The organism is Paenibacillus massiliensis subsp. panacisoli DSM 21345 (genome assembly GCF_000426545.1).
GTDB classification, from domain to species: Bacteria; Bacillota; Bacilli; order Paenibacillales; family Paenibacillaceae; genus Paenibacillus; species Paenibacillus panacisoli.
Genome location: NZ_AUFO01000015.1, coordinates 67,900 through 81,475, shown reverse-complemented (window position 1 = coordinate 81,475; position 13,576 = coordinate 67,900). Strand labels below are relative to the sequence as shown.

The 13,576-nt window shown below is 50.3% G+C and carries 10 protein-coding genes; 3 read left to right on the top strand and 7 right to left on the bottom strand.

Going from position 1 to position 13,576, the window contains the following annotated elements; translation table 11 throughout:
* Nucleotides 1-269: 269 nt before the first annotated feature.
* The gene (locus tag K331_RS0112910) at nt 270-1,067 is read left to right on the top strand and encodes an AIM24 family protein (protein WP_018883809.1); all 798 of its coding nucleotides are present in this window, start codon (nt 270-272) and stop codon (nt 1,065-1,067) included.
* A gap of 78 nt (nt 1,068-1,145) precedes the next feature.
* Here the strand turns inward: K331_RS0112910 and K331_RS0112905 are convergent, their stop codons facing one another.
* On the bottom strand, nt 1,146-1,448 hold the full coding sequence (locus K331_RS0112905; RefSeq protein ID WP_226383590.1) for a hypothetical protein: 303 nt from the start codon (nt 1,446-1,448) through the stop codon (nt 1,146-1,148).
* Between the two features lie 191 nt (nt 1,449-1,639).
* Here K331_RS0112905 and K331_RS0112900 point away from each other — a divergent pair, with 191 nt between their 5' ends.
* Nucleotides 1,640-2,830, top strand: coding sequence for an outer membrane protein assembly factor BamB family protein (locus tag K331_RS0112900; protein WP_028590623.1), 1,191 nt, complete (start codon nt 1,640-1,642; stop codon nt 2,828-2,830).
* A 155-nt stretch (nt 2,831-2,985) separates the two neighbouring features.
* Here K331_RS0112900 and hprK read toward each other — a convergent pair whose 3' ends face one another.
* From hprK to K331_RS0112885, 3 genes are all read right to left on the bottom strand, one after another.
* Nucleotides 2,986-3,903 (bottom strand): HPr(Ser) kinase/phosphatase, encoded by a 918-nt coding sequence (gene hprK, locus K331_RS0112895; protein ID WP_028590622.1) that lies wholly within the window; start codon nt 3,901-3,903, stop codon nt 2,986-2,988.
* A 459-nt stretch (nt 3,904-4,362) separates the two neighbouring features.
* Complete coding sequence (locus K331_RS29475) at nt 4,363-8,337, bottom strand: glycosyl hydrolase 53 family protein (RefSeq protein WP_036634837.1); 3,975 nt, start codon at nt 8,335-8,337, stop codon at nt 4,363-4,365.
* 205 nt (nt 8,338-8,542) lie between these two features.
* Nucleotides 8,543-8,896, bottom strand: a complete 354-nt coding sequence (locus K331_RS0112885; RefSeq protein WP_028590621.1) for a hypothetical protein — start codon at nt 8,894-8,896, stop codon at nt 8,543-8,545.
* A gap of 278 nt (nt 8,897-9,174) precedes the next feature.
* On the opposite strand from K331_RS0112885, the gene K331_RS0112880 reads away from it, so the two are divergent.
* Nucleotides 9,175-9,468: a hypothetical protein gene (locus K331_RS0112880; RefSeq protein ID WP_226383589.1), complete on the top strand. Its 294-nt coding sequence runs from the start codon at nt 9,175-9,177 to the stop codon at nt 9,466-9,468.
* Nucleotides 9,469-9,477: 9 nt separating this feature from the next.
* On the opposite strand, the gene K331_RS0112875 is transcribed toward K331_RS0112880, so the two are convergent.
* From K331_RS0112875 to K331_RS0112865, 3 genes are all read right to left on the bottom strand, one after another.
* Nucleotides 9,478-11,193, bottom strand: coding sequence for a glycosyltransferase family 8 protein (locus K331_RS0112875; RefSeq protein WP_028590619.1), 1,716 nt, complete (start codon nt 11,191-11,193; stop codon nt 9,478-9,480).
* A gap of 119 nt (nt 11,194-11,312) precedes the next feature.
* Entirely contained in the window at nt 11,313-12,353 is a 1,041-nt protein-coding gene (locus tag K331_RS0112870) for a sugar phosphate nucleotidyltransferase (RefSeq protein ID WP_028590618.1), read from the bottom strand.
* Nucleotides 12,354-12,668: 315 nt separating this feature from the next.
* Complete coding sequence (locus tag K331_RS0112865) at nt 12,669-13,547, bottom strand: AraC family transcriptional regulator (RefSeq protein ID WP_028590617.1); 879 nt, start codon at nt 13,545-13,547, stop codon at nt 12,669-12,671.
* Between the last annotated feature and the right edge of the window lie 29 nt (nt 13,548-13,576).

Sequence of the window (13,576 nt, the reverse complement as noted above, 5' to 3'; positions counted from 1 at the left end):
AAGGTGCCCTTAACTATTTACATGTGTGAAACGTTTCTATTATTAAGCAGTGGTAATGCCACAGTGAATTTATCCATTTCAAAAATAACAGCAGGAACATATAGGAATTCTGGTTCATTATAGGTCTGGAAGGCGTTATAATCTGGGGTGAGTGGCAAATATGTGAAGAGGCGAGGTGGGTTTAAGCTTTCAAATTCACAGTAGGCACACATGTCAGAAATGTCAGGTTACTGATGACTCACATTATTTCAGACAGGGGAAGAGCATATATGGCATACACCATTAACAACCTGAAAGATAATCCAAATGTTGTAATTAAGCAAGAGATCGGCGGCTTTGCAGTCATAGAATATAAAGAGGATTTGAGCAGCACAACACTGGCCGAGGCACAGTCCAATTTCTTCATGAGCAAAAGTAATATGCGCAGCAAGCAGCTCATGATCGAGCTCAACAACAATGAAGTGACTCTGAATTCAGGAGCTATGCAATACATGGTCGGTAACATTGAGATGACCTCTGGAGTACAGGGCGTAGGAGGCCTGGTACGAAATCTCATATCAAGCAAAGTGACGGGGACCAGTGCTGTCAAGCCAGTCTATCGGGGCAATGGCACAATCCTGACAGAGACCACCTATAAATACATATGGCTGATTGATGTGGATAACGATGAAATTGTCATGGAGGATGGTATTTTCCTGGCGTGTGAGAATTCGCTTAAGCTGTCTGTCGTCGCGCGCAAGACACTATCCTCTGCCGCCTTGGGCGGAGAGGGGTTGTTCAATCTTAGTGCCCGAGGTAGAGGCGTACTAGCTGTGGAAGTAGCGATCCCAACCGAAGAGGCTGTAGTCGTCGAGCTGCAGAATGATGTGCTGAAGGTGGATGGTGACTTTGCCATCATGTGGTCGCATTCCTTGGACTTCAGTGTCGAGAAATCCGGTAAGACCCGGTTAGGATCGGCTATGTCTGGTGAAGGACTGGTCAACGTATATCGGGGGACTGGGATGGTGTGGCTGGCTCCGCAGACGAAATACTCGAATAGCATTTTTCACTCTCCTCCAACGTCATAAATTATTTTCAAGAGAAGGTTAAAAAATACACACTCAGCGGATGCCCTCAGCTGGTTCATTCATTGGGCATCCCTGTGCTTACATGACGGTGACTGCTGCAATATCACGTCCCGCCCACAACTCGAAAGTAAAGCCCGGAGCCAAGAGGTGCCACGGCGCCTCGTCCGTAATAAAGGCGACATCTCCGAATGTATCCCATGTACCTTCGCTGCGCTCCATAATTCGTACAAGTACTGTCCAGGAGCCACCCACAGACCTGCCATCCTGACGATTCTCATGGTCACCAAGCATCACAATCATGTCCCGCATCCATTCACCATCAGGAAAACGAGCCGGATCCAGATGCCACTGAATCATCGCTGGCATATGCCTTCTATTCATTCTTATGACTCCTCCAATCCAACTGAAAGACACATGCTTGTCTGGCGGTGACGCAAAGCGTCAGCCACGATCATTACAGAACTGATAAGGCCCCATTGCACGCTTCTTTATATGCAACATTTACCTATAATTATTCGTCTAAGATAGGACCTCCGTTTATTATCGGAAGCAGAAGGAGAGGTTCTCTATCTATGAACACAACAAAATTCAATCCAGCCAAAAGAATACTTACACTCACAGCTGCAACTTTACTGTTCGGGGGGCTGCTGGCCCCGGTCTCTGATCTATATCCAGTAACTGCAGCAACGAATGAAACGGTCCAGACAATCGAGCCACCTTGGCAAAAGGTTGTAGCGGCTCAAGATAAAACGCAGTTCGATACCACGATTACCAACGAAGGCCTAGTCATCTACAAAGCGGGTGTATATCTCGCCGCTGCTGATCTTAAGACAGGTAAGGCAAAATGGACGTACAAAAGCACACCAGCTTCTCCCCCTGCATATAGCTCCAATTATGTATACTATACTGACACAGCTGGACGAATCCACAAGGTCAATGGCAAGACAGGCAAAGGGGTATGGGTGAAGCCTGGTGTCGGTGCCAAGACCAAGGAAGGTCCCTACGAGGCAAGCGGTGTGGAAGTATATGATGGAATGGTCATCGTAGCCGATCACCATGGGATGGCAGCATATGACGTGAACTCTGGCAAGCTGAAGTGGAACGCCGAGAGCAAGACGGGCTATGGCTACAAAATAGAGTACATGGGTGGAACAATCGTCGCCAGCTCCGTGAGTAGCGGTGCTATCACAACTAACCCAATATACGGGATCAGCACGTATACAGGTCAAGTAAAATGGGCCCTGGATGGTGATTACAAGCAGATCATGAGTGGAGATAACGGCACCCTTAACGCCGTAAGAAATAATAACGGTCTGGACCAAGGCTATGCGCTGACTATAGACCGGATTGAGTATGGTACCGGAAAAATGCTTCAGACCTTCCAGTATGAACCTGTAGACTTTGTAGAGCAGCAGTCCGCTTATCTTGTAGATGCAACACAGGACTTCATTTATTTTGTACAGGCGAATGATCATGGTGGCAGCACATTGTCTCGCATCGCCTTTAACGCACCAACACAATCCAAGGCAATGCCTGTCTACACCTCAGACTCTCGCATCACTCATCTGGATATGATGGATAAGCTATGGGTTGGACTGGCAGATGGACGCCTATTAGCAAAAGATGCTAACACCTTGGTGGACGAAGCCATCTACAAGGTCGCTTCAGGTCATTTCATCGGGATCGAGATCGTAGACCAACAGCTACTGATTCAATCAGGTGGTCGAATTTATGGCGCCACACTACCTAAACACAGCAAATAACATCATGCATGGCCCAACAGCTGCGCCCAGTAACCGTGGCTAAAAAAATGGGCTAAAAGATATGAAGCATTACAAGCTACAAGCCGTGGACATGTTGGGTATCCATTGGGCTACATCATAGTGACCACGGCTATGCCAAGCCATAGCTACAGCGCTTAGGACTGCATTCCGTCATGAATGCGTTGCATGAATTCTTCAGCCGCACTATAGCCTAGCTGCTTGAGGTACCAATTATTGGCCGCAGCCTCAATCAATCCAGCTACATCGCGCCCTGGCTGAAGCTGGACCTCAATATGGGGGATCTGGACCCCCAGATATTCCGTGAACTGTGGTACTACCTCAAGCTCGTTATTGAGTGCATTTTCCCGCCACGGAGACAGCTCGATATCGAGCACAATGCGCGTCTCATCCTGGAACGCCCTCCGCCCATATTGCCTGACGACATTAATCAGCCCAATACTACGCAGCGCCAAGAATTCGCGGGTCGTCTCATTGTGTGTTCCCAGCAGCGTCTCAGGTCCGAGCTTCTTCAAGACCACAATATCATCCGCCACGAAGCGATGACCACGACGGATAAGGGTATGGGTCGTCTCACTCTTGCCGATGCCGGACTTACCTCTAAGCAGGATGCCGATGCCCGAGACATTGACGCATACGCCGTGGATTGCCATTTCAGGAGCTAGAGCCTTCACCAGATAGCTATCCAGCTTCGGCATGAACTCAGTCGTCGTCTCGGATGTACGCAGCAGGGGGATGCCTTCCTGATCGCAGAATAGCTGCAGGTATGGGATCTCCTGCTGTCCCGTCGTGACAATGAAGCATGGCGGATGATATTTGACAATATTTCCGATATGTAGCTTGCGTTCCTCTACACTAAGCGTTAGTAGATAGGTGATTTCCTTACGCCCGAGCACCTGTACTCGTTCCATAGGAAAAAAATCGAAGTAACCAACAAACTCCAGACCTGGCCTATGCGTACGTGGACGCGTAACCGTGCGATCCAGGCGACTGGCTCCCGCAAGCACCTCCAATTTGAACGTGTCGATTAATTTCTGCACGGTGATTGACTTCATATTTTATCCTCCTTCTGCGACTAGGCGTATCCTGAATACATAGTTATTACACATACTATATGAAAACAGGCGGCAATGTACAATTCCCGCCCTAGTAAAGACCCGCTAGAGCTTATGGGGCAAGGTCAACTCGCTACAATCTATCCCTGTATTGCTTATTTTATAGAAGAAGTATAGCTTACTTCCACTTTCATGTGAATATATTCACCAATATACTGATCCGTGTACCTATAACTAGATTCAATCCACTCAGCTTCAAGTGCTCAACTAGAAATAGAGCCAGCTTGCCGGCCCGTATTGTCGATATGAAAAAAATCCCCTTGCATTCAACCGCACCTGAGCTCCATAGCTCTCAGGATACCGCCTTTTGTAAGGGGATTCTCATCTACTATCTTGGTCTGAAGCCAAGGTTCAACCTATTCAAATAAATACTACATCTAGTCCAGGCCTAGCTTAGTTCTACTCCGTTGTCGCTGTGGCAATATCCGCAGAAGCCCAATGTCCAGACGGCACATCCGACCATGGGGAGATAGCTGCATGGCCTGCAGCCTCCAGCTTGAGTACCCTGTTGAACAACGTGACAGCTTCAGCCCGGCTCAGGGTCTGGTCTGGACGGAAGGTACCGTCAGGCATGCCCTGAATGTAGCCTGCTTGCTGCACAAGCGCGATATCAGTCTGTGCCCAGTGTCCAGCTGCATCGGGGAACGAAGCCGTGGCTTCCCCATCCAGCTTCGCCCAACGAGCGAGCACGGCTGCCATCTCGGCTCTCGTCACCGGCCGTTCAGGTCCGAAGGCCGTTACGTTGTAGCCCTTCATCCACCCTGCTGCTGTCACGGCTGCAATCGGCTGCGATGCCCAGCTTGCTCGTGATACATCAGCATAACTTACACTTTGGTCCGCCGTAGAAGAGGAGATAAACTGCTCTTCCTGCCCTGTGCTTAGACGGAACAGAATAGCGGCCAGCTCCGCCCGTGACACAGTGTGGTCTGGACGGAAGGTACCATCCGGATAACCCTGCATATACGGCTGTGAGCTTGTCTGTCCTTCATTAGCCTGTTCTGTACCCGTTTGTTCACCTTGCTCCAGATACAGCAGCGCAAAGGTACTGAATCGGTTCACGGTAAAGGCAAGACCCGTAGGTACATCGCCTGCTTGTACAATAGTTGGCTGTACCAGTTCCTTGGTGCCATCACTATGCTCCACATACACGACCAGCTTGCTGAGGAACGCCTCACGCGCTTCTCCTGCAGCCGGAAGCGACTGCTGTGAGAGTGGTAGTACCAGCTCCACCTGTTGTCCTTGAATATTCGTATCTATGGTAACAGGGCGACCAATAACGCTTACCTCACCTTGCCCCGCGGCAGCTTGCACGATACGCTCTTGCTTCGCACGATTCGAGAGCTCTCGAATGGCAGTCTCGTTCTTGATCGGCTTGAATGTCATCTGACGGTCTCCATTCAATGCAGCCAGTGTGGAGGCTGGAAGAATGAGGCGCACGGCATTCATGTGCAATTCAAGACTAAGCTTCCCAGTCGCCAGCGTCCGGGCCGTATCTACTGGCAGATTGAACTCCAGCTCGGATACTTCATCCTTGGGATCTGGCAGCACCAGCCGGATACCTGTCTGTCCTGTGCTCTTGTCCTTGCTCAGTGCTGCTACAGCTTCAACTGCCTGAGCTGCTTGGTAAGTGAGCTTGTCCTTCTTGGTGCCATCCGCCTGTGTGGAGCGCTCAATCGTCACATTAGCGAGTGATGACTGGCCGTTCGAGCCGTTATCAACCTGGACCTTCACCTGCTCACTTGGAGCGGACACTCCGCCACCGGAGGAGCGATCCTTGGAGCCTTCAGAAGGCGTTGGAGTCGGACTCGGTGTTGGGTTTGGTGTTGGGTTTGGTGTTGGGTTTGGTGTTGGGTTTGGTGTTGGGTTTGGTGTTGGGTTCGGGTTCGGGTTCGGCCCAGGACCTTCTCCCTCGCCTGGACCTGCGCCCTCCAATTCTCTAACGAACGTAAGATAGAAATCATCCAGCGTTCCCCATGCTCCACCATCGGCCCGGATCCGCGCACCAACCGTGAGTGTGCCATCCGTTACCTTCACATCACGAAGCTCTGGCTGATCCCACTGTACCCAGCCACTCACTCCTGTTACCGCCTCCAGCTTCTGTTCTGCGCTCTCTGCGAACAGCTTCATGTCTGCGTTATTCGCATTGCCTCCCTGGATGAACATGGAGACATCATAGTATCCCGGTTTCAGACCAGTGACTGTCTGTTGTACTTGGAAATCCACAGCTTGATCTGAATTGAAATGCAAGGAATATTCCCCTGATTTTGCATCGGCTGCTTTATGCTGATAATCCGTATGCGGTGCTAATCCAGCACCATACGTGATCTCCCACATGCTTCGGTCGCTCTGCTCGAAGCCACCATTACTCAGCAGATTCCGACGAAGAATCTCCAGCTGTGCCTGCACTGGATATCCACCTTTTGCGGTCCCTGGAATGATATAGCTACCAGCCCCCTTGCTCAGAGCCTGAGATAACGCATCCTGATCCCACACTACCGTGAGCTTGCCAGTGCTGCCATCATTATAGGTGGCTGTGACCACACTTGGCAGGGTTACGGGTTCACCATCATGAACAGTAAGCAACACGTCCTTGACCCCGTCTACCTTTAGTGGGGCCACTGCTCCGGTGTTTACATACTTGAACACATTAATGGATGGCAGCGGATGGCCTGTAAAGTCAAACAATGCCTGATTATCGACCGCACTGCCGCCATACCATTTGCCTGCATCGTCAGGATCGTACTCGGATGCATAGCTGGTTGCCCAGCCCGAGCCATATTGCTCCCATAACAGCTTGTTCTGCTCAAGATTCTCCTTCGGTCCGACTGGCAACCAGGCTGGCTCCCAATAGAATACACCGATCCCTGCATCACCTACCTTGGCAACTGCCTCAATTACATCCCGGACAGAGTTCGCCTGTCCCTGTACCGTGATCGGGTAGTTCAACGTCTGACCTGAGCTTTTCGGCGCAGTATTCCCATGTCCGTCTCCTTCCTCCGCCGTATAGGCATAGGACGTCTCTGCGACCATGACCTTCTTGCCATAGGTGTCTGCCACGTGCTTCAGGACGGATGTAAGGTTGCTCAATGAACCGTGCCAGAACGGATAGTAGGAGCTAGCGAATACATCGTAATCCACTTGATGATCCGCCAGAGCCTTGGCATAGGATTCATAGCGACCAGACGACTCTGGATTCGCAAAATGTAACGCAATTAGAATATTCGGATCGACCGACCGTACGGCCTGACTTCCTTTATTGAACAAAGCACTGATCTTCGCCCAATCCGTCTCGCCCACGAACGACTTGTTCGTCTCGTTGCCGACCTGAACCATACCGACATCTACGCCCTCTGCGAGCAGTTGCTCCAGACTATGCTTGGTGAAATCGTACAGAGCCTGCTCCTTCTCAGCAAAGGACAAGCCTGTCCACGCCTTTGGCACATGCTGCTTGGCTGGATCGGCCCAGAAATCAGAATAGTGGAAGTCTACCAGAACCTTCATTCCATTCGCGGTAGCCCGCTTACCCATCTCGATGGCCTTGGCCAAATCATTATTACCTCCGCCGTAGCCACGACCTGCATTATCATACGGATCGTTCCAAATACGCACCCGGACGTAGTTCACGCCAGATTCCTGGAAGGTCTGGAACAGATCCTGCTGCAGCCCTTCCTCGTTGTAGAAGCGGACCCCACTCTGCTCCAGAGCAATCACGCTCGATATATCCACACCTTTGATGAAGTCAGACTTCAGTCCCTCAACCTTCTTCACGAAAATATCTGCCTGAACCGGCTGGCTGGTATCCGTGCTCAATTGCTTCAATACGAAGCCGTCCAGATAGCCCCATGCCTCAGGTAGGCCACTGATCTTCGTACCAATGCTCAGCTGTGGAGCATCCTCGGTCAGCACGAACTTGAGCGTCACCGCCCCCCACTGGTTGTAGCCCGTAGTAGGAGCTACACTGCTGCTGTCTCCATTGGCAAACACCTGCACCTGACCTGCCTGTTCCCCATCTCCACCCATGGAATGGACCGACAGCTCATAGCTGCCTGCTGGCACGTCCGACAGCGTCTGGGTAATCGTAATATCCTGCTGAACCGACGCCGTATCCTTGATCCAATATTTGAAGGCATAAGTGTCTTCATACGGTGTGATGAAGGAATCATCGGCATAATTATAGCGCTCGATGCTCACCTGTCCCCAATCTGATGGGGTCACCTGCCATGAGGCATCGGCCCACCAATCCGTCTCGAACCCTCCGTTTGCCACACTCCATGCCTTTCCTGCCGCAGCCGCAGGCGCCTGCCGCCACGACCACATGCTCAGCACCATGGCCACGACAAGTAGCAGCGACCAGGCCTGTCTAGTAGTTCTCATTCGCATATCCCCTCTCACCGTCTTGTTGAGCGCAGCACCCTCTATGTATATGAAGCGCTTTCAATTCGAACTGCGCTTTCACTATATCAGACCTGTCGCTACGGCAACATGAGACAATCACAACATTTTGTGTGCTTATGCAATCAATTAGGACAAGGTTAGTGAAAGACTTTCATATAAATATATATTTGTCTATATTTCCTAATTAAAATTCATGCGTAATATCCTGCCAGCCATCGAGATTCGGAAGCTTCTCTTGTCCCCAATAATCAAGGAAGAGAGGGATAATTTCTTGAGGATCATCTGTGATGTGACTATAATGCTTGAAGCTACCATCTTCATATTGCAGTCGGGTTTCTACTACTAGCCGACCTTCGTCATGCATAAAGGCACTTTGCAGATATATGCTATTCTTTATCGGTCTGGACGGCGCCAGCACAACGTAATCCTGTAGATCGAGATTGGTAATTAACTCGGTAATCAGTGAGGCGTTAATATTCTCATTCGTGTAGGTTGTGCCGTCGCTCTCCAATCTGTAACTGATGAATTGAGGTTCCATAGATGTGGTATCCACCCTTCTTTTAGCTTCTTTTAGCTTCTTTTAGCTTCTTTTAGTTTCTTTTAGTTTCTTTTAATATCTTTTAACCTAATTTCACTTCTTCATTATACCTTGAGCCTTGCCGCGTCCGTCCCAAATTTCTATAATTTTCATTATACGGCATCCAAATCTCTTTTTTTCAGGAGTGAACTACTATTCAATTTTCTATCGCTGTTGTGTCCAAAAACAGAGCATACACGAAAGCATACCGCCGAATCACTCCCGAGTTGATGGGCTTAATGGACAAGCTGGAGCAAGTCGAAATGGCCTCACCGTTCGGTGAGGCCGTATTGATCATGGCTACGGATGACAACGATTTATTGCCTGGTGAAATGAAAGAACTCCCTAATCGTGATGCTTATTTTCAGTATGCGGCAGGGATAGCCCCCTACACTAGCGATGAGCAGCTGAAGAGTGACCTTTTTACTGTGATTCGGCAGGTTATCGAGTGTGTGCCGTTTGCCAAGCCTGACCACGAGCAATATGCCAGTATCTTGAAGACGTGGGAGTCAGGCTTCATTCATCATCGCTAACCTCACTGATTAATGTCGGGCACACTTGCTTCTACGCGATCGCAATGCACACTTCTGCAGCTTCTGTTGTCTGATTCGCATGGCTCTCTTCTTCGCATACAGACGCTTAAGCAGCCCCAGACGCACGACTACCAAGGCTTTGCCAGAACGGGATCGCGCGCAGCGACGAGCTTTGGCGCGAAGCCATTGCTTTCTTCTCCATTTGATCTTCAAGCGCCGTGCTTTGCCATAAGATAGTCTATGCCGCTTCGCGGGACATCTCTTCGCCTCACGTGGCTTCACCCCGATAGATAGCGGCTGAAGTGGCAGCACAGGCGCTGGCTGTATGGTTGCTCTTGCTTCCACAGGCTGTGCCTCTGTATGGTGCACATCCGCAGCATGCTCTTCTGCTTGCTCGACAGCTGCATGATAAGCCTCATGCTGGGCTGCTACCAGCGGTGCAGCTTCTTGATGGGCTGCTTCATGCTGTACGGCTGCCTGATAGGCTGCCGCTTGCTGCGCTGCATGTTGAGCTACTATATGTTGTGCTGCTCCATGTCTTGCTGTTGCTTGCTGTGCTTCAGCTTGCTGTATTGCAACATGGTGCGCTTCAGCTTGTTGTACTGCGGCATGGTGCGCTGCTGCGTGCTGGACTTCAATTTGCTGGACTGCGGCATGGTGCGCTGCTGCGTGCTGGACTTCAATTTGCTGGACTGCTTCATGATGCGCTGCTGCGTGCTGGACTTCAATCTGCTGGACTGCTTCATGATGCGCTGCTGCGTGCTGGACTTCAATCTGCTGGACTTCAGCGAGATGTGCTGCGGCGTGCTGCACTTCAGCCTGCTGTACTGCAGCATGATGTGCTTCCTGCTGAGCTTCAGGCGTCGACTCTCCCACAAGATGTACAACTTTTGAAGGTGCATCCACAGGGACAACAGCCTGATCTGTATGAACTCCTTCGGCTGCCGGCAGCTCCTTACCCCATGGCGTCATGGATAAGAAGTGATTATACAATGGAAATGCTGGAGAGTCGGGCTCCCACCATTTCGAATCGCCGGCGAAGTGAACAATCTTATTGCTCAGATCCAGCTCATCATAGGCAAAGGTATTGAATCGTTTAGCCAGTGTCAGATAATTGGAACCATACACCGCATTCAGGATATCCTGATCCGGCAATCTCATGAGTGGGTATCTTTGCATGAATTGAAGCACTTCTTGATACCAGCTCGGATGATTGCGGATGTTATCCAGATGGAACAAGATCACCCCAGAGTTAAAGTACCGCGCTCCATTCAGACCTATGGAAGCACAGTATTCCTGCATGTTGGCCCCTTGGTCCAGAACAGCACCGAGGTAGCGATTACCGAGATCAATACTCCATAGCTCATTGATGTCCAGACTGACCAGAATATCACAATCCAGATAGATCACGCGCTCTGCCTCGATAAAGTTCGTGAACAGCAGCCGGAACATGCTCGCCATCGTCCAGTAGTTAATCTTCTTTACAGTGGCCGCTACAGCCCTAAGATCCTCCGGGATCTCTACACGATAAAAGTAAATGTTATGACCGAAGTCCTTTGCCAACTGGATCAGTTTCGAAATATTCTCTTCACTAACGGTGTCATCATGCGCAATGTGTACATTCAGTGTCTGCTGGGTGTGGGAGAACACGGATGCAAGCACTACGCCTGCATGCTTCGTGTAGCTCCCGTCTTTATCATTGAGCGTTAATACCAACTCAACCATGCTCAGGATCACCTACCCCTTGGAAGTTTTCTTTTGCATAATGGTCTAATGCATTAGAATACTTTAGGGTATGTGTATCCCCAGCACTGGATTGGACTCATCCCCAAGGCATGCCCGGTTTATTTTGAACCATCCTTCACATTGGCTGGGCTTCTCGTGACGATCGCCTGATCTCCCAGGATATGACGAGCAGGGCTGGCTTGAGTTGTCTGTTCCTGTAGTCGTACGCGAGACCCGAACACACTGCTCTCCGCATGTATATGGGACAGCTCCACTTGCTCGGTCAGAATACTGTTCCTCAGAATGCTATGCTCAACAATACTGCTTGGTCCAACATAGACATAAGGTCCAATGACGCTGTTCGTAACACGGGCCGTCGGATCAACTCTGACTGGAGGTATACACTGCACTGAAGGGTCCAGATGGGCTGGTCTCGTAAAATTATCAGGGTCCTGATCCATTGTATACTGGTTGGCCTCAAGCCAACGCTCGTGTGTGCCTATATCAAAAAATCGAGCTGAAGTAATACTGTAAGCTACATGCTTGTCCCCTGCAATCAGCCGTTGGATCGCGTCAGTCATCTCGTATTCACCGCGTGCAGATGGCTTCAGTTGCTCAATGGCTGGCCAGATCGCCGCAGTCAGGGCATACACACCGATGATAGCCAGATCAGACTGGGGAACACTAGGCTTCTCTTCAAGATGAATGATCCGTCCCTCCCGGACGACCGCTACCCCAAATTGACGTGGGTCCTTCACCTGCTGCAGCAATATGGAAGCCGCCGCCTTCCTGTTCTCCAGCGATTGAATCAGTGGCAACAGTTCCCCCTCGTACACATTGTCGCCAAGCATCAACAAAAAGGGTGAGTCCGCTACAAATGACTGCGCACATCTGACGGCATCCGCCAATCCCTTCGCTTCTTTTTGCTGGAGGTAGGTGATCGATGCGTTCCAGCGCTCCCCCGTCCCGATCGTCTCTTGAATTTCGCTCTGTAAAGGGCTTACCACGATGCCAATCTCACTAATTCCCACAGCAATCAGTCGCTTGATGATCGATACCAGAATATACTCTCCATTGACAGGCAACATGCACTTGGGCTTGGTATACGTGGAAGGCTGGAGTCTTGTCCCGCGTCCGGCACACAAGATTAACCCTTTCATCCCATCTCCCCCCCATGATTAGACTTCGCTTGTCGAACTCTGGTTCTTTTTGAGTTCTCTATATACTATGCATATTTCGTAGGAAGGCTTGGGTATCTAATAGACCGCCATGACACATTCAGATCCCCCTGCCAATTCTCCAGAACATTTTATAACGACTAGTACCTTGCAGCCTCACAGAGCCCAGACATGCAGAAGCTACCACCACAGCAGGAATACAGCTACGATCCATGAGTACACGAGCATGCCAAAACGCCCATCCCTCGTGGAATGAGCGCAATTGATGTTGCTATACCGCTATGCAGGATAGAGCTACTACTGACGTTTTTTGCGAACAGGAATCCATATCTCACTTTTATAGTTGGGCGAAGAAGTATCCTTGTGCTCATTCCAGAGCATCTCCGGCCCCTCGCTCAGCTCATAATCCGAGGACGGGAACCATTCAGCGTAGATTCTTCCCCAAGTCTCCTGAAGTGCTGATGGAAAAGGGCCCACCGCCGTAAAAACAGCCCACGTAGAGGGAGACACCTCGACATGATCCATCCCCTCTGGCGCGTCCTCTGTCGTGGCGGCACCAATATAATGATCGAGTTCTCCCTTCTCTTCCATTCGTCCATCACTGAAATGAATAGATGCACTAATTAGTCCTGCTGGTTCCATATTCGACAGCTCCTTGATCCCGGCAATCCATGCAGGTGTCAAGGTCGCATACATAGCGGCGATCTCAGGGTTGACACCGTGGAATTGGATCGGGACCCTTTTCCTGATTCCTACAATGCGAAAAGCTTCCTTGGCTTCCAAACGATAGTTCATCTCACTGCCTCCTCTGATCGTTAACTGAAATGTCATTCTCGGGAAGGCCTTTAGCGGCTGACCATGAACCTTGGCTTCTGATGGCGTGATACCATGCAAGGCCTGGAAGGCTCTCGTAAAGGAATCTGGCGAGGTATATCCATACTTCAGCGCAACATCTATGATTCTGTTGTTCCCCCGGCTTAGCTCCGAAGCAGCCAGTGTCAGGCGGCGTCGCCGGATATATTCCGATAGAGGTACACCCGCAAGAAATGAGAACATTCGTGTAAAGTGGTACTCAGAGCAGCAGGCGATTCTGGCCGCCTCCTTATAGTCCACAGATTCCGTCAGATTCGCCTCAATGTAGTCCAGCGCTTTGTTCAATTGTCCCAATGAATCCATGTCAGCACCTCCCTAATCAAGCATAGCAA

Coding starts and splice junctions, on each gene's coding strand:
- K331_RS0112910 (WP_018883809.1), top strand. CDS start 270: ATGGCATACACCATTAACAACCTGAAAGATAATCCAAATGTTGTAATT.
- K331_RS0112905 (WP_226383590.1), bottom strand. CDS start 1,448: ATGAATAGAAGGCATATGCCAGCGATGATTCAGTGGCATCTGGATCCG.
- K331_RS0112900 (WP_028590623.1), top strand. CDS start 1,640: ATGAACACAACAAAATTCAATCCAGCCAAAAGAATACTTACACTCACA.
- hprK (WP_028590622.1), bottom strand. CDS start 3,903: ATGAAGTCAATCACCGTGCAGAAATTAATCGACACGTTCAAATTGGAG.
- K331_RS29475 (WP_036634837.1), bottom strand. CDS start 8,337: ATGAGAACTACTAGACAGGCCTGGTCGCTGCTACTTGTCGTGGCCATG.
- K331_RS0112885 (WP_028590621.1), bottom strand. CDS start 8,896: ATGGAACCTCAATTCATCAGTTACAGATTGGAGAGCGACGGCACAACC.
- K331_RS0112880 (WP_226383589.1), top strand. CDS start 9,175: ATGGACAAGCTGGAGCAAGTCGAAATGGCCTCACCGTTCGGTGAGGCC.
- K331_RS0112875 (WP_028590619.1), bottom strand. CDS start 11,193: ATGGTTGAGTTGGTATTAACGCTCAATGATAAAGACGGGAGCTACACG.
- K331_RS0112870 (WP_028590618.1), bottom strand. CDS start 12,353: ATGAAAGGGTTAATCTTGTGTGCCGGACGCGGGACAAGACTCCAGCCT.
- K331_RS0112865 (WP_028590617.1), bottom strand. CDS start 13,547: ATGGATTCATTGGGACAATTGAACAAAGCGCTGGACTACATTGAGGCG.